The sequence below is a fragment of the Streptomyces dioscori genome (assembly GCF_003024195.1).
GTDB classification, from domain to species: domain Bacteria; phylum Actinomycetota; class Actinomycetes; order Streptomycetales; family Streptomycetaceae; genus Streptomyces; species Streptomyces dioscori.
Map to the genome: position 1 here is coordinate 245,479 of NZ_KZ679053.1, position 17,650 is coordinate 263,128.

Sequence of the window (17,650 nt, forward strand, 5' to 3'; positions counted from 1 at the left end):
GCTCCCGCCGACAGGCGACGCCATTTTCAGTATTTCTGCCACGCACGGGTGCCGTATCAGCTAACAGCCAACCCGCCCCCCGGCGCACCGCTGTCAGCCGCCGTTTTCCTGCCCGCCCGCTGTCAGCATCCGGCTGAGCACCTCGACGGGCAAATCCACCCACCGGGCCACCTCCTGCAGCGGCACCCCGCCGTTCACCGCCGCCACCGCCGTGCGTTTCCAGGCCGCCTCGATCAGAGCGGCGCTGTGACCGAGCCCGCGCAGCAGCCGCTGGGCGACGTCGGCGGTCGCACCGCTCTGCACCCCGCGCAGCTGCAGCAACTGCTCCTCGGCGCCGTCGACGGCGCTGGTGATCAGCATGCGCTGCTCGGCGGGCACGGCAGCGCGCCACATCGTCCCCGAACCGGGTGCCTTCTTCTCCCTGCCCGCCACCCGCAGCTGCCCGGCCGCGGTCGCCGCCTGGTGCTCCTGGCGCAGCCACCACGGATCGTTGTCATACCCGGGCGGCCCGCCGGCCCCGCGGCGAAGCCGGATGACGCCGCCCATCCACGCGATGAGCGGCCCCCCGTGGTCGGCTGCGGCCAGCGGCCCCAGCCAGTCCCGGCCCAGCCGCTCACCGAGCCGGCGGCAGAACATCCCGTCGGCCGGCAGCGCCCGCGGCCGCCCGGCACCGCTGTCCACCCACACCAACTCCGCCATGCCCGGATCCAGCAGCGCGCCGGCCACCATCACCACCTCGGGAAAAGTGACCGGGTCCCGCCCCACGATCCGCCACCGCTCCAGATCACCACCAACATCCCCGCCCGCGACCTGGTGCAGACGCCGCGGCCAGATCGTCTCCCGCTCCCAGCCATACGCCTGCTCCCACCACCGGGCCACCACCGCCTGCGCCAGCGCGAACACCCGCTCCGGCTCGGCCCCGGCCCGCACCGCCCGCCGCGCCACCCTCGCCCACTGCCGCTGCGCCGCCACCACCTCCGGCAGCCCGCGCAGGTCCAGATGTTCCAGCGGCTGGTTGGCATCCGCGTCCAGCAGCCATCGCCCATGGCGCACGCACACCCGCTCCCGCCGCGGCGTATACCGCACCACCCGCACGGCCGCTCCTGTACGCCGGGCCGTACACAGCCGGCAGCCGAAGGCCACCGGACCGGCCACCGCGCCACCGATCCGCCACAGCCCCACCGGATCGCTGGCCCCGGCGCGCAGCTTGGCGTCCTCGTGTGCCCAGGACGGCAACGCCCGCGCCAGGACGTCTTCCTCGACGCCGCACATGCCCGCCAGGACCTCGCGTCCGGCCGCGTTCAGCAGCACCTCGGCATCGGCCCGTGCGCCCCCGCCCTCGTGCCCGGGCGGGTAGTTGCGCCACTTCCAGCACGACCGCAGCACCTTCGCTTCCATCCCGTAGCGGTTCGCGATGCGGCAGATCAGCGACGAGGTCGTCTCCCTCGGCAGGGGAGCGGTCCGCAGCAGGCCGGAGTGAGGGGGCACTCCACCAGGTTCGCGTGTCCGCCGTTCCGGCGGGCGCTTTTGCAGCGGATGCCCGGGTGCCCCGTCCTTGCCAGGGGCCGTCATTCGCACTCGACGGGACCCTTCGGGCCGTTTTTCCTGTCACCGCCTGCTACTCCTGTGACCTGGGAAGACGATGCGATAGACCAGGAGGTAGGGGGAGTTGGGAAAAAATCTTGGCCACCGGCATCCGGATCTGGCCTCCGGCGGCGTGTAAGGGAGCGAAGGCCCTTGGGCCTTCATCAACGAGTTCGTTTCTACTGGGAGGCCTGGTCGATGACTTGGTCGTACTGGGCAGGAGCGGGCGGGGTTCCCCTGCTGCTCCTGCTGTTCTTCGCGATGCGCCGCGCCAAGGGTGTCGTGGAGATGCTCGTGAAGGCGCACATCGAGACCCGGGCGGAGCGCGAGCAGCGCGCCACCATGGTCGCGATGGCGCAGTCCCTGCCCGATGGTGGCGCCGCGGCCCGCTTCGAGCAGGGACGGCCGGCGTGGCTGTTCCGCAAGGACGCAGCCGAGCCGGCGGGCCACCGGGCTATCGCCACGCGGGAGGCCGCGTGAGCGAGGCCGCCCCGGGAGCGGACTTCGAGTCCTTCGTCCTCGAGACTATCGAGGCGTTCTCTCGACTGGCCCGGGCCCAGGCAGGCGACTTGCACAGCGCCCAGGACGCTGTGCAGGACGTCTACCTGAACATGTACCGCCGGTGGGACCAGCTCATTGCTGGCCACGGTTCCCTGACCTCCTACGGCCGCATTGCGGTGAAGCGGGCGGTCATCGACCAGTTCCGCCGCAACAAGCGGATGGTCACGGTGCCTGTTCACGGCCTGCCCGAAATGGAATCAGGCATCGGAATCCCCGAGGCCGCCTACGAAATGATTAAGGAAGGCATCGACGAACTCGTCTCCAGCCTTCCTGAACGGCAGCGCGAGGTCATCACACTGTGTGTTCTGCAGGACCTCAGCCCTGCCGTGGTTGCGCAGCGCCTCCAGATAAAGGAGGAGTCGGTGAAGCGCTATATCAAAGCCGCCGCCAACAACCTGAAGAAGTCCATCAACGAGCATAGCGAGGAGGCCACCGCATGACGTACCTGTCCGCTTGGACGCACCAGCCCGAGGGGCGGGGAACCATCCGGCTCCTCGCCCTATGGCTCCTGCTCGAAGGCTCTGAGCAGGCATTCTCCAAGGGTTCTCGGATCAGCGAGGACCCTGTCCAGGCGGAGGGGGGCCAGCCTTCGGGCTGGCCCCCGGCCCCCGCCCTCTGCCTGGAAGAAAACGGAAACCATCGAGCCGGCGTGGTTCGTGAACTGCACGCTCTCCTGAAAAAGGAAATCGATGCTTCCGCGACACCACAGGAAACACGGCGCGTGGCAGAAATCCTTGAGTTCCTGGACAGGGATAATGTAGCGCGAAGCTGGTGGGAAAGAGCAGCTCTCAAGGGTGACGAGGATGCGCGGGACTATCTTCATATCCTCGATGTCGAGAGCGAAGAAGAGCTATCAGCATGCTCTAGGCGCGCGACTGAACGAACTGAGGAATCTTTCATGTCATTCGTGAGTAGCTTTGTATGCCGGTCAGCCGGTATTCGCGTAGCTGCGGACAGAGTCGACTGGGCTTTGGGGGAAGCCGGAGTCGGGCTGTCTGAAACAACGCAAGCTCTCGTGCGTGAGATTGAGGACTTCCTGGCGCACTTGGACCACACCACCGGCGGGCCGCGGTGCTGACACGACAGCGCCTCGCGCGCCCACAGACGGGAGAGTCCTTGTAGACCAGCCTCCATGAGGCCTTCACGCGAGAAGGCCGGACGACTCGTTGAAGTGGCGGCCCATCCCCGCGCCCGCGGGGATGGGCCGCCACTGCATTACCCATAGCTCCGTAGGTCGACTCACGGAGTCTTTACGCCAGCCACGACTGGATCGAGCACTCGCCACTGAATACGGGACCACCAACCCAGTCCCCGATCGGTGCGACGTCAGGTGGGGAGATGCTGCTGCGGACGCGGTACGACTTACACCCGTCGCATCGAAGCGTCCTGGCCAGCTGCGCGAGCCTCGCCCAACTCTGGTTTCTACGCTGCCGCCAAGCCAGGGGCTCACCAAGCAATAACCACCGCCGGGTTCTTGCCGAGCTCTTGCTAGTCCTAGCTGCTGCCCCACGGCACGGAGATCAAGACGTGAACGCTATCCGTACGCTTTTTGTACGCGATATGTGCGCTTCACGCTAGGGTCGGAGGAAGGAGGTTCTGTATGCCCGAGCTGTTCGACGCGGTTGACGCGCTCATTGCGTCCCGTTCCCCGCTACCGCCCCCGGCAGAGCGCAGGCGGCTGCGCCAGGCACATGGCCTGACACTGGACGAGGTGGCCACTGCACTGCAGGTCCGGCGGGCGACGGTCAGCGGCTGGGAATCCGGCAAGACCGAGCCGCGGCCGCCGGAGCGCGACGCCTACGCGCGGCTGCTGGACCAGCTCGCGGAGCTCTACCCGGCGCCGTCAACGCCGGAGGAGACGGACGCCCCGACGGTGCCGGCCACGCTCACCGCCGCGCCCGCACCGGCTGACGTGCAGACTCCGTCCGCTGGTGCGGCTATCGAGGCCACGGACACGACTGCAGCCGAGAACACCCAGACCAGCCGCGCCCCCGCCCCCGCCGCCGCTGCCCCGGCGGCCGCGACGCGTCCGGCTCGCGCCGTCAGGCCGTCGTCGACGTCGCGCCGCCCGGGCGTGAAGCGGGCGGCCCCGGCCGGAGTTCCGGCGAGCGCCACCGACCCGCGGTTCGAGAACGGTCCGCTGGCGGTCATCGACGTCGATGACGACGGCCAGGTCCTCGCGTACTGCACCGGCGGGCTGGTCCTGGACGTGCCCGCCAAGTCGATTCCGTCCCTGGTGGACTGGACGCTGCGCGAGGCGAAGCTGGGGCAGCCGAAGCTGTCCGGTCCGGGCAAGGATGCCGACCCGTTGCTCGTGCTCACCGAGTCGGCGCTGGAGCGCTACGGCCTGCCCGTCGCCCTCACCGACGAGGAGCGCCTTGCCGGGCGGCTCCCGGAGGGCCACAAGGTGGTCAAGCAGTTGGTCCGCGCGGAGTGGAAGCTGACGAAGAGGGGCTTCGGGCCGTGGGCGCGGATCTACCGGCCTGCCACTGGGTCGGAGCGGGCCTGCGTGCAGCTGTGCATTCCGTCCTGGCAGGCGCTGGATACCCGGCACTGGGGTGAGGCCGGGCAGCTGGCGCCGGCGGAACTCTCCCGGGTGCTGGGCGTGTATGCGTCCCGGGTGATGACGCCCCGCGGATCGACCGCGGTGACGGGCCTGGAGCTGATGACCGCGCTGCACCCGCCGACCCGCGCCTCCGAACCGGACGTCGACGGTAAGCGGCACTCCGAGCACAACCCCGGCAGCCTGGGCAAGGACCCCGTCGACTGCGCGCCGTGCGAAGCCCCGGACGGACACCCGCTCCTCAAAGACCTGCCGCGCTTCCACGTGCGCGGCCCGGCGGAAAAGCTGTTCGAGGAGGCGTACGACTGGGCGCGGCCCATGACGGATGCCGAGTGCACCCTGCGGCACCTCGTGGGCATCGACGTGAACATGGCCTTCGCCGCCGGCGCCAACGGCCTGGTTGTCGGCCTGGGAGCGCCGACGCACGTCAAGGCGCCGGTGTTCGACGCGAAGCTGCCCGGCTCCTGGCTGGTCGACCTCTCCCATGTGGATCTGTCGCGGGTGAAGGTCGGTAGGGACAAGTGGGCGGACCTGGACGCGAGTTGCCTGCCCAGCCCGTTCACGCCGAAGGGGGAGCGGCCTGAGGGGCCTGCCTGGTACGCGACGCCGACCGTGGCGTACGCGGTGGAGCTCGGCTACGACGTCACGCCGACCGAGGCGTGGGTCCGGTACGAGAACGGCCGCTACCTTGACGGCTGGTACAACCGGCTGCGCGACGCCTACCTCGCCACGATGGCCGACCTCGGTGTCGGCGCAGACCTCGCCCCGGCCGACTTCCTCGCCGCGATGGACGGCTACCGCAGCCGCGACCCGCAGCTGGCGATCGTCGTCTCCGCCATCAAGGCGACGGTGAAGGGCGGCCTGGGCAAGCTCCGCGAGCGGCCCCGCGGCGAGGGCTGGCGGCCGGGCGAGCCGTGGCGCGCGCTGTCCCGCCCGACGTGGCGGCCGGACATCCGGGCGGCGGTCATCTCCCGCACCCGGATCAACCTCCACCGCAAGATCGTCAAGCACGCGGCATTCACCGGCCAGTACCCGGTCGCAGTCCTGTCGGACTGTGTCGTCTACGCGGCAGGCGGACCCTCGCCGTTGGACTTCCTGCCGTACCGGGAGGGCAAGCCGCTGCCCGGCGGTTTCAAGCTCGGCATCAACCCCGGCCTGGTCAAACACGAGGGCACCCAGGACGTGCTGTGGGGTGAGGAGGTCCGCGAGCGGTTCAACGCCCCGGAGCTCAATCTCGCCCGGTACATCAAGGACGGCACCGTCACCGATGTCGACAGCGGAGAGTAGGAGAAGGCGACGATGAGCCTGATCGGTGACGGCCTGGACGCCGCGGTGCAAAAGGCGTTCACCCGCCCGGCGCCCAAGAGCGCGGGCCCGCAGATGCGGTACCTGGTCAAGCAGCTCGGCGGCACCAAGGCCGCCGCGCAGATGCTGCGGGTCTCCCAGCGCACCGTCGAGCGGTACGTGAAGGACCAGATCAAAAAGCCCCGCCCTGGCCTCGCCGCACGTCTGGAGCGCGAGGTGAAGAAGCGCTGGCAGCCGCAGATCCGCGCCAGGGCCAAGGCGAAGGCGGCGGACACGGGCGGCATCGTCATCGACACCCGCGCACGCCTCGGCTACACCGCGCCCATCGGATCGACGGACCAGGACCGCGTCCGGCACCTGACTGTAGCCCTGCCCGCGCAGTACGCCGCCCGCCTCTTCGACGCCCAGGAGACCGGCGCCACCGACCAGGAGCTCCAGGAGATCGCGGCCGAAGCACTCAAGGAGGTGTACTTCCAGGACGGAGGCCGCCGCGCCGGAAGCCTGGAAGAAGTCCGGTTCACCGACATCGAACACCTCGAGTTCGACCTGTAGACCCCGAACAACGAGTCCCGTCAGTCACAGAGGCTCCGCCGGGACTGGGCAACGGCGGTCTACCTCTTGCCCGCCGTTTTGAAGCGGAATCCGAAGAGACCGCCGGTTTCGTGTTCGTCGGTGAGGCGGGGGCTGCGGATGTAGGGCTCGGGATCGAAGCCGCGCTGTGCGGCCATACCCAGGCTGTCGGTGTTGATCGTGACGATGTACTGCAGGTTCTCCTCCACGGTGACTTCGGCGGCGAGCTTCAGGGCGGCCGCGACTTGCCGGTCGTCGACGCCGTCGTAGAGGTGGCTGTCGTGGATGAGGAAGTCGGGGCCACGGCCGTGGCGGTGTGCCAGGACCGCGAGGGTCAGGTCGAAACAGAAGATGACCATGTTGCTGATGCCGCGGCTGCCGTCGCTGTCGATGCGCGGGGTGATGGTCAGGCTGTTGCGGCCGGCTTCGATGGCGAGGTAGGCCTCGCGCCCTTCTCCGTAGAGGCGCTGGGCGTAGTGAGAGAACAGCAGGATGGCTTCGTCGGTCTGCCGACGGCGCTCCTGGAGATCGGTGTCGACCGCCTGCTGCAGTTCCACGCTCTTCGCGGTGATCTGCCGGGCGCTCGCTTCGAGGGTCTGAGCCGCTTCGAAGCGGTGACGCAGAGCCTGGAGGGCGGCCTCTTCACGCCCGAGGGCTGTCTGCAGGGTCGTCAGAGCCTCCAACGCTCCTCCCTCGGCAAGTTCTTGAAGGAGGCGGGCCTGGTCCTCGCCCAAGCGTGCCCGCTCCGAGCGGCGTGACTGAAGCCGCTCGGTGAGCTCGGCGACTTCTTCTTCCAGGAAGCGTCGGCGGTTGCGGATCACTGAGTGGTGGAACGTCTTCACGTCCTCGAACCGCCGGCGGACCTGATCATTGAGGACGACGCCGAGTTCTCGGTAGACGGGCTCGAGGTAGTCGACTTCGACGTCGGTGGTCTCGGTGACGGCTGCCTGGAGCTCTTCGAGGTTGTGCTGGTCGATCACATCCTCCTGTGCCAGCTGCTTGATACGGCGGCTGACCTGGTCCGCTCTGTCCTTGAGGCGTTCGTATTCGGGGACGACCTGAAAGGCCGCAACCTGTGCACGGAGCCGCTCCACCTGTGCCTTGGCCAGCGTGATCTGGCCTCTGAGGTCTGCGGTGGAACCCACGATGCGCCCCCACACGGGGTCATCGACCGCTTTCTTCAGCTGGGTACGTGTTGCCTTGCGGGCGGCCAGCTGTCTGTACTCGTCGACGAGCTGCCAGTCCAGGCCCAGCAGGTAGGCGAGGTTGGAGGCGGCTTCCGGGGCGGACTGCCGGGAGAACGTACGGGTCGGCTCGTTGAAGCCGTGCGACGAAATACGTCGGGCGAGGAAGGAGAGCAGCACCCTTCCGCTTACGCCTGGATGGTCACCGCGCAGACCGAAGAGGTCCCGCTCGATCAATTGTGTCCACCGCTCCGCGGGCAGCTCTACGGCGCCAGTGCGGGGAAACATGGCACCGTCGTCAGTCCCGGTCACGTCCTCATCGAGCGTCACGAAGCCGGCACGCTGGCCGCTGCGGCGGACCTTGAGCGGACCGCTCAGGCCGGGCCAGTCCAGTTCAAGGGTGAACGTGATGTGCCGCAGCGCCTTGTTCATGGCGAGCGTGGTGTTTGTGGCCCGGGCCCCGAACAGGAAGTGGATCAGCTCGATCAGGCTGGACTTGCCGGCGCTGTTGCGGCTGTCAGTGTCTGCGGAGGAGGCGGTGGTGGAGGCGACGATCAGGTTCAGGCCCTCGACGAAGGACACCTCTTTGAAGCGCCCGTCGTCAGCGCTCAAGCGGCGCAGCATGCATGCTCCTTGCAACGAGGATGTCCTGGTCCAGCTCTATGGCTCCCATGCTGTAGAGCACGTCCAGTGCCAGGACGAACCAGCCGAACGATACGGGCGAGGAGTGGCCGTGACCGGCCCGCCAGGTCTTCAGCCGGGCCCATGTCTGACTGACAGACCGCGGTTCGTCCAACTGCAGCAGGACCTGGGCGCCGACGGCGAGCAGGCACCGGTCAGGCGCAATGCCTTTCGTAGGAGTGATCATGCCGATATCCCGATCCCGGGCTGCCAGCCAGCTGGAGGCGCTTCGAAGATGTCACACCGCCCGAAGAAATGCGCGAGTACAACGAGGGCGGCACGCAGCACCTTCGGCTGGGGCTGCGCGTTGCCCAGTACATACATCTGGAGCTGCCACAGCACGTCTTCAGGATCGGCCCAGTGTCTGCGAACCTGCTCGTAGTACACGCGGAAGCCCCGCGCGACCTCATCGTGTTCCAGCTCCCGCATACTGCCCGCGTAGAAGGCGTCCACGAGGTGGGCCTGCCGCATCCCGCGGAGCAGGTCCTCGCGTGCTTCCCCTTCAAGCCGGTTGAAGTCCAGTTTCTCGACGGGCACGTCTGGCAGAGGCATGAGCGGGTCAGAGGAAGTCCGGAGTTCCTGAAGCTGTTTCAGGAGAGGCTCAAGATCATCCATCCCGATTCCGAACGTCATCTCCTTGATCGGAATCTCGCACCGGAGGACGTCTTCCGCTATCACCTGGTCCAGTTGCATGCACTCGTGCCACAAGCGCCGGCTACCCATCTGCTCAAACAGCAGGGCCGGTGTGCTGGTGGCCGCTTCGGACAGCATTACCGTCACTTCAGGGTGCACACCGCGTCGATCGTTGTGCACGAACACGAACGTGTCGAACTGCCCGCTGCGCTTGGCGAGCGCACCGGCCAGGTCGCCGTTGAACTTCTTGCGGATTTTGCTCGGCTTCACCGTCTGCGGGGCGTAGCAGGCATACAACTTGCGGGAATGCAGCGTGAGACCGTCTGCCGACATATCGCCCAGGCTGCCCGCAGTGCGCACATCCAGGAAGTCTGGGTACCTCGAGCATATGAGCCGGTGGAAGAAGTCTTCGAACTCGTTCTCGTACAACTCCGCCATGAGCTCAAGGAATTTAACCCGCGCATAGGCGCGCTGCTCGTACCGCATATACCCCCCTTACCTGCAAGGAGGAAAGAATAGCCCTATGTGATCACTCTCGGAAGTCTCACCGTCACGCTCCAGACAAGGCGCCTTGCCAACTCGGAGCCTCAGGGCGGATATCGATGGTGCTCAGCAGCGCCTGTTGGTGAGGGTGGAGTTGGTGCCAGAGGACGGTTTGCTTGCGGGCCCAGCGCTGAAGTTCGGGCGAAAGAGGCTGGCTTGTGGCGCGGAGGGTGCGGTGCTGGTGGTACTTGCGTTGCCAGGCGAAGGACCAGGGCGGGTTCCACCATGGGTCGAGGATGGTGAGTTCTTGCAGGGTGAGGGCGGACAGGAGGCCGGCGCGGGCTTTGCGCCGCTGCTGGATGAGCCAGCGCCCCAGGGCGAAGCCGTGGTGCTGGGTGTGTTTGAACACGGCGAGGTGGCCGTGGGCGGCGGCGTAGGCACGGGCGTGGGGGAGGCCTTCGCCTGGTGGATAGCGGTGCGTGGTTGTAGGAGCCGGTACGGGTTCGGTGGCAGGCGCGGCGCCGAGGGCGGCCAGGAGCTCTTGCTGGGTGGGATGGAGGCTGTCCCACAGCCTTGTCTGGGTGGTGAACCAGCGACGCTGGGCCACGGTCAGGTTGCCGCTGGCCGGGGCGGCGTGTGCCCGGTGGTAGGCGCGCTGCCACGCCAGGGGCCAGGGCGGATTCCAATGCGGGTCAAGGGCGTTCAGCGCGGTGATCCGGGCCGGATCGGTGCGCCCGTCAGCCACGCGGTGTCGCTGGCGTAGGAGCCAGCTACCGAGGGGATAGCCGTTGTGGCGGGTCCGTTCGGCCACGGCGAGGTGCCCGTGTTCGGCGGCATAGCTACGTGCGTGGGCGAGCCCTGAGTCTACGCGGGTGGGACTTCGATCGGCTTCGGTCACTGCGCGGGCGACGGCAGAGGTGATGCCGATGTCCGCGAGGAGACTCTGCTGATCGAGTTGCAGAACGTCGTGCCGGACGCACTGACGGCGCAGCCACACTGTCACCTCGTCCTCGTCCCTGCCGCGATGCGGGCCGGGCACTTTCAGCTGGCCTTTCCGCCATCGCTTACGGGCCCGCTGGTAACTCCGCTGCCAGGGATAGGGCCAGGGCGGATTCCACCAGGGATCCAGTTCGGCCAGCAGTCGGCCACGCAGCCACATGCCTTCGGTGGCCTGAGCGTGCCGACGGTCCTGGCGGCGCTGCTCCACCAGCCAGCGGCCCAGAGCAAACCCGTCGTGCACGTAGTCGGAGGCAACCGCAAGATGCCCGTGTACCGCGGCGAAGGAACGAGCACTGGTCATGCCGTCCAAAGCCCACAGACCGGCAGCAGCAACCTGCTCGTTCACGGCCTGGGGTACCCCAGGCCCGCCCTGCACTTTTGCGGCTTCCTCGGCTGTGATGCCGATGTCTGCCAGCAGGCGCTGCTGATCGGGGTCCAGACGCCGATATGCGGCGCACTGCCGCGACAACCACACGGCGAGATCTGCTTCGACTCCAGGAAAGCCGCCCCCCACATCGAGCCCGCCCCGGCTCTCCACCAGCCGCCGGGCCTGTGCGTAGGAGCGCTGCCATATCAGCCCCCAGGGCGGATTCCACCAGGGATCGACGGCGTCGAGTACGCGAGAGTGCTCCGTAGGTTCCCGGTTCTCGCGGGCCCTGCGGCGCTGGTGCACGAGCCACGACCTCAGCGGATACCCCTGGTACATCGCGTCCTTGCCCAAGACGGCCAGGTGACCGTGCTCGGCGACGTAGGACCTGGCGTGCATCAGCCCCGTTTCGAAGCCGGCCTGGACGGGGACCCGCCGCGGCAGAGCAGTGCAGGCCGCCTCGGCCGTGATCCCGATGTCCGCCAGCAGACGCTGCTGCTCAGGATGAAGAGTGCTGTAGCGGGTGCACTGCAGATACAGCCACTCACCGTTGAGGATCTGCGTGCCGGGGAATCCCGCCGCCGCATCGGGCGGGCCGGCGACTGCGGCGTGATCGCGCGCCCGGTAGTACGAGCGCTGCCACTGCACCGACCAGGGGACGTTCCACCACGGGTCCAAAACCGCGAGAGCCTGTGCACGGTCCGGCGCTATCGCCCACGCTCTGGCCTGGACGTTGCTCAGCCATTCCCCAAGCCGATAGGAATCCACCACGGTGTCCTGCGGGACTGCAAGATTGCCGTGTTCGCGCACGTAGCGGCTGGCATGCACCAGGCCAGCCGCGAAGGCTTCGTCCGCCTGCCGGCTGTGTCCGCGCCGCCGCTTACCCTCCGCACCACGGCCGCCGGACCCCACACGCGCCCGTACCGCGAGATCGTCCACCAGAGGACGCTGACGGTGCGCCGGAGCCACCGCCCACATCGCCTGCTCCGCAGCCCTTGTCCCGCCCTGCGCCCGCACACACTGATACGCCCACGCAAAGAGAGGACCTGACGTCTCCCGCGCCAACTGCTCCACGTACCAGGGCCTCCGCACACAGCCAGCAACAGCAGTCAAAAACGACGGCAGATCAGCCAGGCGAAAGGGAACATGGCCCTGCGCATCGGCCACCACACGGCGCCGGAAGCCGTCACTGGCAAGCAGCGTGGCCAGGGCAACGGTCTCCGGATAGACCACCAGTTCCCGAGCCACAACCCGCCACGCATCCTGGTCCAACCCGGCGCTGTCCAGGCTCCGCAGCCGCGCCGACCACATATGCTCCTGCGGCCACGTCTGCCACCACCACGACGACGTCACTGCCCGCGCCACCTCAAACGCATCCGACGCCAGCGCGGAACGACGCAGCAGCCTCACGTGACAGCGCTGGGCGTCCAGCACTTGCACGCACCCGGCCAGGTCCACCACCCGGCCCGCCGTGCCCGGTACATGCATCAGCCACCGGCGATGAGACAGGCAAACCCGCTGCTGCGACCCCAGATACAGGCGAGCGGTCTCCCTCCTTCCGGTACGCCGCGCCGTGCATTCAGGACAAGCCGGCCCCCAGCACCGCACCTTCTCCGCGGTGTGGTGAAACTGCGCTGCCGGCCCTACAGCGAACCGCCGACGGGGCTCCTCCTGAGCCCAGGCAGGCAGCGCCCGCAGCAGACGATCCTGCGGGACGCGACACAACTGCGCTACCCGGTCCCGGGCCTCCTGGTTCAGATAGATCTCACTGTCCAGCCGCGCCCTGCCCATCATGTTCGGCAGCCCGTCCACATCGACGACCACCGCCAGCAGGTCCCCGAACCCCATGCCGTAGCGCGCCGCCAGCCGCGTCAGGAACGATTGCGTCATCTCGCCCTGCAGCGGCCCCACGCGCAGCACACCGCTCGCCAGCGCGAGCCCCCCAACTGCTGCCGGTGCCTGACTCTCGCCGCTCATGCCACCCCAGTCCGTCGGCCACGCTTCTCGTAACCACCTGCGAGCCACACCCGGTTACGGAGCCCGAGAGGTCTGCGCACCGATCAAGCAGCACTCATGCCCACTCGACTCCCAACTCCACGAGGGCAGCGCGCTGCTCCTGTGCGAGCTTGTCGCGACGGGTCCTGGTGTTAGAGATCCACACGCCCAGCTTCACGGTCACCGGTTCAGCCTCGCCGCCGACCGTGATCCGCTCTGCATGAGCCCTGGGGACGCTGGCGTGGCCTTCGCGGGCGATGTACTGAGCGAGGGCCGTGAGGCCCCTCTGGAAGGCCATCGACGCCTTCCCGGAGCCCTTGGCCGTGGGGGCCGGGACGGGCCGTTCGGCAGGCTTCACGCCCAGCCCGGACAGCCGCTGTTGCTGCTCCTTCGACAGCTCCGTCCAGGCGCTGGCCTGCCGCTGGAGCCATCTGCCAAGGTCATCACCTTCGAAGAGCACGCCCGGCTCAATCTGCGGCAGCACACCGTCGGTGTCGACGAGGTCGGCGAGGATACGGTAGTGGCGTTGCCAGTCCAGTGGCCACGGGCAGTCCCAGTCGGGGTCTACCGCTGTCAGCTGCTGCGCGCGTTCTGCCGCCCGCTCCGGGTTCTTCCCGAGGCCGCCCTTCCGCCTGAGATTGGCGGCATGCTGCCCGACGGGCATCATCGCGTCGCCCTCGCCCCAGACAGCGTCCTGACGCGGGGCCAGGTGCCCGGTGGACCGGCGGTAGGACCGGAGTGCGGCGAGTTTGGTCTCCCAGGCTTCCTCGCCGGGCTCCCACACCATTCCGGCCTCCGGGGCGTCCAGCAGCTCCTTGCGCCGCTCCTCCATTTCCCCGGCCCGCAGTGCCTTCCGCTGCTGGTGGACCCATCGCCCAAGCGGAAAGCCTTTCGTCACCCCGACCTGGGTCTCTGCGTCGTAGGGAACGGCGTAGAGGCCGGTGATCTCGTTCTCGGCCCGCCACCGGATGAGGGCCTGGTAGCCCTCGAGCCACACCAGTGAGTCCGGCCGGTACACCCGCGTACGCAGGAACGCGGCGATCGTGGCGGCGTCGCGCGGGCTGGAGAAGTGGAGCAGGGCCGACTCGGCAGCGGCGTCGGTGTCGTCCTGCTCCTGGTCCTCGCCCTCGCTGCCGGCCCCGACGATCTGCCCGTCCTCATCGCGCCGGACGTGTACCTTGCGCTTCCCGCTGCTCAGGGCACGGGAGGCGAGCTGCTCGACGAGTCGTTCATCATGCGAGCGGAGTCCTTGGAGGACCGCTACAAGGGGGCGGAACGAGGCGCTGGCGACCATGTCGGTCGGGTCCTCGTTCGGCTCCAGGAAGATCGGCACGATGATGCGCGCGATCTTCGTGCTGCCGTCCTTGTTGAGCCGGAGCGCGCGGCCGATGTTCTGCACGATCTCCACCTGCGAGCCGCGGGTGTCCGCGAAGCAGATCGCCTCCACTCCCCGCTCGCCGGTGATGTCGACGCCTTCCCCGAGGACGCGAACGCTGGCGAGGAAGGCGCGGTGGACCCGGCGTCCGGCCGCGTCGATGCCGCCTGCGAACTGGCGGATGACCTCGCGCCGTTCGGAGACGAGGTGGTCGCCGCACAGCCATGCCGCCCACACGCGGTCCGGGGGTACGTGGCGGCCGGCCTCCAGCTCGTAGAATTCCGCGTCGATCGACGATGTAGGGAGGTCTTCCGCCTTCGCGAGGGCTTCGTCGGACGTCTCGGTGACGTACAGCTCCGCGGCCGTCTCCGGGAGCTTGTCCGCGAACGCCTGCGCTTCCTCAACCTTCTGGTGGAACGTCATGACGGTGCGCAGGTTGTACGCGGACGCGTGCTCCAGGAGCGCGGTCTGCAGGAGCGCCAGGCGCCGGCCCCGCAGCGCCTCCTCCGACAACCCCAGGACCGGCGAGGGGTCGCGGATCTCCAGCACGTCGATCTCGAACCCGGCGAGGATGCCCCGCTCGATTGCCTCCGAGAGCCCGAGCTCCGCCCCGGGCAGCCATGCGCCGTACGTGCCGTCCGGGTCGTCGGCCATCGACGCGATCTCCAGCTCCTGGCCGTCCGCGCCCTTCTGCGGCCGGGCGGCCGCGAGGATGCGCGGGGTCGCGGTCAGGTACAGCCGGAAGTCCGCCGGGATCCGGGCGTTGTCGTGGATCGCCGCCCACGGACGACCTAGATCCCCCGCCGTACCGTGGGCTTCGTCGATGATGGCGAGCGAAAAACCGTCCATTTGCTGGCCGTACAGGCGCTCTCCGCCCGCCAGAGCGGCCTCCAGCGGCCCGCGAACCTTGCGCTGGCCCACGGGTGCGTCGATGTCCTCACGGTCCACGAGGGAGGCGTACGTGGCGAACACGATGACCGGCCCGTGCCCGGCCCACAGGGCGAGCTGGATCGGGTTGGTGGTGGTGCGCACCCCCAGCTCGTTCAGCACCGCATCGTTCTCCAGCGAGCACACCGCGACCATCGGGGCCCGGTGACCCACCGCCCGCCACGCCTGGGCGGTCTGCACGAGCAGATCCAGAGTCGGGACGGTGACGAGGATCCGGCCCTTGGGGAAGCACTCCAGCGCGCTTGCAGCGGCCATGATCGTCTTGCCGGAGCCGGTCGCTGACACGATCGTGCCACGGGCACCCTGGGGCGGCACGGATGACCTTGCAGGGAATCCGACCCACTTCCGGAAAGCTGACTTCTGGTCGATCTGGTGTTTTTTGAGCGGAATCCTGCTCATCGTCCGTCCTCCTCTCCCGTGCCGTACAGCCATACCTTCTTGAGCCGTTCCAGCGGCTTTTCCTCTTGGCCTTCTTCCTCCCAAACTCCTTCCAGCCACTGCCTGGCGTTGTCGATCCTCTCGCACAGCACGAAGGACTCGGGCAGTTCGACCAGGTGGTAGACGTCGCGAGGGTAGGGGCTGTCCGGCCCGTAACGGCGCCACAGCCGCTCCAGCCGGTCCCTGTTCACGCGCAGGTACTCCTCCAGGTCCTGCGGGTAGGCGTCCCGCTCGGCCAGGCGCACGGTCTGCAGCGCGATGCCCACGAGCTCGAGGGATAGCTCCTTGTCCCACTGGTCGGTGTTGGTGCCGGTCACGGCCGCGTAGTGCTGCTCGCACACGGCGAGGACCTGCTCGATCAGCTCCGGGTACGCCTCGGCTCCCTCGGTTTCGCCGTCGCGTTCAGCGGGGCGCTGGCCTTCGGGCCGGGCATAGGCCCGGTCGTCGGCCTCCACCAGGTTCAGGCCGTGGTGGGTGAGGTGTTCCAGGAGCAGGAGGGACAGTGCGCGGGAGGGGTCGCTGGTGTGCAGTTGGTCGTCATCGGGGGCGCTGCCGCTGGGGAAGCCGAACTGTCCGGGGAAGACGATGGCGCGGGTGAAGAAGTCGCACAGAGTCCCGAACATCTCCGGGTGTGGCATGCCGGTGATGTTCCGGCCGGTCTCCGCACGCGCGGCGTTCATGACCACGTCGACGAACGTGCGGCGGGCGGCCTCCTGGCGCAGGACCTCACCGGCCGGACCTTCCCCGGTCACTTCCACCACGCGGTACAGGCCCTGCTTGCTGTACAGGCCGCCCGGCCGCTCGTTGGCCCGGCGCACCATGGCCAGAGCCTCCTCCACGGACCGCGCGTTCGCGTAGTTGGTCAGAGTGGCGGCTCCCGGGTGCGCCTCATCGGTCCGCATGGCCAGGACCCGGTACCGGGTCAGACCGGCAGGCTCCCCGCTCTCCTGCGAAAGGCCGGCCCCCGGCTCCGGTGCCACGGCCTCCTCGCCGTCCAACTGCTCCTGCCACCGCAGGAAGGTCTCCGCCTCCTCTTCCGCTGCCTGGTAGTCGGCGTTGTACTTGTCATCGCCGTGCAGCGCCGCCGACTCGGCCCACGACTCCAGCAGCCCGGCGTGCTCCCACCGCTCCTCAGAAGCGGGGAGCTGCCCGTGCCTGCCGTCCATCAGCGCAGGCAGGGCACCACTGACTGCGGAGGGCGCGGCCAGGGCCGGGACGGGCAGCACGAGCGGGTTCTCCAGCCCGTGGTCGTCCAGCACGCTGTACGACCAGCGCCCGGCGGAGGACCACGTCAGGGTGATTCCCTCGGGCCACTCGTGCGCGTTCACCAGCTGCGTGCCCACGGCCCAGCGCCACGCAGCAACGCAGGACCCCTGGTGCTCGTCATCACGGGTCACCGAATATGAAGCCTCCGGGAAACCCGCACGCGCGAATTCCTGCTCTACGGCGCGCACATAGCGCTTCCAGATAGGGAAGAGATCCACTGCCATTCCTTCTTTCCGGGAAAGAAAACTGACCCTCGATCAAGAACCGCGCCCCGTCCGGGTGGTTGGGGGGTGTCCCGTGTTTCCGCCAACGGTACATGCTGCATCAACCTGATGCACGCGCTATACTGGAACTCACACGAACGAGCGACCCCCACCCTCATAGCCAGTCAAGCCCGCGCCAGCGGGCTCCAAGGTTCTGGAGGCGCAGCCGGAAGGACCGCCAGGCGGGGGAGCGCAGCGGACCCGCCCAGGAGTCCGCAGGACTCTCCAACTCCTCAACTATGCACCCGACTAGCCACACTTGACACACTCTCAGAGGGCGAGCTCGCATCGCGCGCCACGCCGGTCGCGCAGCGGCCGGCCCCACCGGATCCTGGAGCGCAGCGAAGGGATCCGCCCACGCATCGCGTGGGCGGCGGGAGCGCAGCGACCGCCTCCCTTGCACATCGCGCAGCGATGTGGTACCCGCTCCGCGGG

At 68.4% G+C, this 17,650-nt stretch carries 12 protein-coding genes; 5 read left to right on the forward strand and 7 right to left on the reverse strand.

The features are described from left to right. Nucleotides 1-93: 93 nt before the first annotated feature. Nucleotides 94-1,488 (reverse strand): TniQ family protein, encoded by a 1,395-nt coding sequence (locus C6Y14_RS34380; protein ID WP_107020783.1) that lies wholly within the window; start codon nucleotides 1,486-1,488, stop codon nucleotides 94-96. Nucleotides 1,489-1,782: 294 nt separating this feature from the next. Between C6Y14_RS34380 and C6Y14_RS34385 the strand changes: the two genes are divergently transcribed. The 5 genes from C6Y14_RS34385 (at nucleotide 1,783) to tpg (ending at nucleotide 6,565) form a co-directional block, all read left to right on the forward strand. Beyond that, entirely contained in the window at nucleotides 1,783-2,064 is a 282-nt protein-coding gene (locus tag C6Y14_RS34385) for a hypothetical protein (protein ID WP_107020784.1), read from the forward strand. Then, on the forward strand, nucleotides 2,061-2,585 hold the full coding sequence (locus C6Y14_RS34390; protein ID WP_107020785.1) for an RNA polymerase sigma factor: 525 nt from the start codon (nucleotides 2,061-2,063) through the stop codon (nucleotides 2,583-2,585). The genes C6Y14_RS34385 and C6Y14_RS34390 overlap by 4 nt, the downstream gene beginning before the upstream one ends. Continuing rightward, the gene (locus tag C6Y14_RS44305; RefSeq protein ID WP_159074375.1) at nucleotides 2,582-3,223 is read left to right on the forward strand and encodes a hypothetical protein; all 642 of its coding nucleotides are present in this window, start codon (nucleotides 2,582-2,584) and stop codon (nucleotides 3,221-3,223) included. The genes C6Y14_RS34390 and C6Y14_RS44305 overlap by 4 nt, the downstream gene beginning before the upstream one ends. A 522-nt stretch (nucleotides 3,224-3,745) precedes the next feature. Next, nucleotides 3,746-5,995, forward strand: a complete 2,250-nt coding sequence (gene tap / locus C6Y14_RS34400) for a telomere-associated protein Tap (protein ID WP_107020787.1) — start codon at nucleotides 3,746-3,748, stop codon at nucleotides 5,993-5,995. A gap of 12 nt (nucleotides 5,996-6,007) precedes the next feature. After that, nucleotides 6,008-6,565 carry a telomere-protecting terminal protein Tpg gene (gene tpg, locus C6Y14_RS34405; RefSeq protein ID WP_107020788.1) on the forward strand — a complete coding sequence of 186 codons (558 nt, stop codon included), beginning with the start codon at nucleotides 6,008-6,010 and terminating at the stop codon, nucleotides 6,563-6,565. Nucleotides 6,566-6,624: 59 nt separating this feature from the next. On the opposite strand, the gene C6Y14_RS34410 is transcribed toward tpg, so the two are convergent. The 6 genes from C6Y14_RS34410 to C6Y14_RS45340 form a co-directional block, all read right to left on the reverse strand. Then, a complete protein-coding gene (locus C6Y14_RS34410) occupies nucleotides 6,625-8,391 on the reverse strand; it encodes an ABC-three component system protein (protein ID WP_107020789.1) in 1,767 nt (588 codons plus the stop codon). Beyond that, nucleotides 8,369-8,635 carry an ABC-three component system middle component 6 gene (locus C6Y14_RS34415; protein ID WP_107020790.1) on the reverse strand — a complete coding sequence of 89 codons (267 nt, stop codon included), beginning with the start codon at nucleotides 8,633-8,635 and terminating at the stop codon, nucleotides 8,369-8,371. Before C6Y14_RS34415 ends, C6Y14_RS34410 begins: the two co-directional genes overlap by 23 nt. Further along, entirely contained in the window at nucleotides 8,632-9,567 is a 936-nt protein-coding gene (locus C6Y14_RS34420) for an ABC-three component system protein (RefSeq protein WP_107020791.1), read from the reverse strand. Before C6Y14_RS34420 ends, C6Y14_RS34415 begins: the two co-directional genes overlap by 4 nt. Nucleotides 9,568-9,631: 64 nt before the next feature. Next, nucleotides 9,632-12,907: a Helicase associated domain protein gene (locus tag C6Y14_RS34425; protein ID WP_107020792.1), complete on the reverse strand. Its 3,276-nt coding sequence runs from the start codon at nucleotides 12,905-12,907 to the stop codon at nucleotides 9,632-9,634. A 94-nt stretch (nucleotides 12,908-13,001) separates the two neighbouring features. After that, the gene (locus C6Y14_RS34430; protein WP_107020793.1) at nucleotides 13,002-15,647 is read right to left on the reverse strand and encodes a DEAD/DEAH box helicase; all 2,646 of its coding nucleotides are present in this window, start codon (nucleotides 15,645-15,647) and stop codon (nucleotides 13,002-13,004) included. Continuing rightward, nucleotides 15,644-17,170, reverse strand: a complete 1,527-nt coding sequence (locus C6Y14_RS45340; RefSeq protein ID WP_225891420.1) for a hypothetical protein — start codon at nucleotides 17,168-17,170, stop codon at nucleotides 15,644-15,646. The genes C6Y14_RS34430 and C6Y14_RS45340 overlap by 4 nt, the downstream gene beginning before the upstream one ends. Between the last annotated feature and the right edge of the window lie 480 nt (nucleotides 17,171-17,650).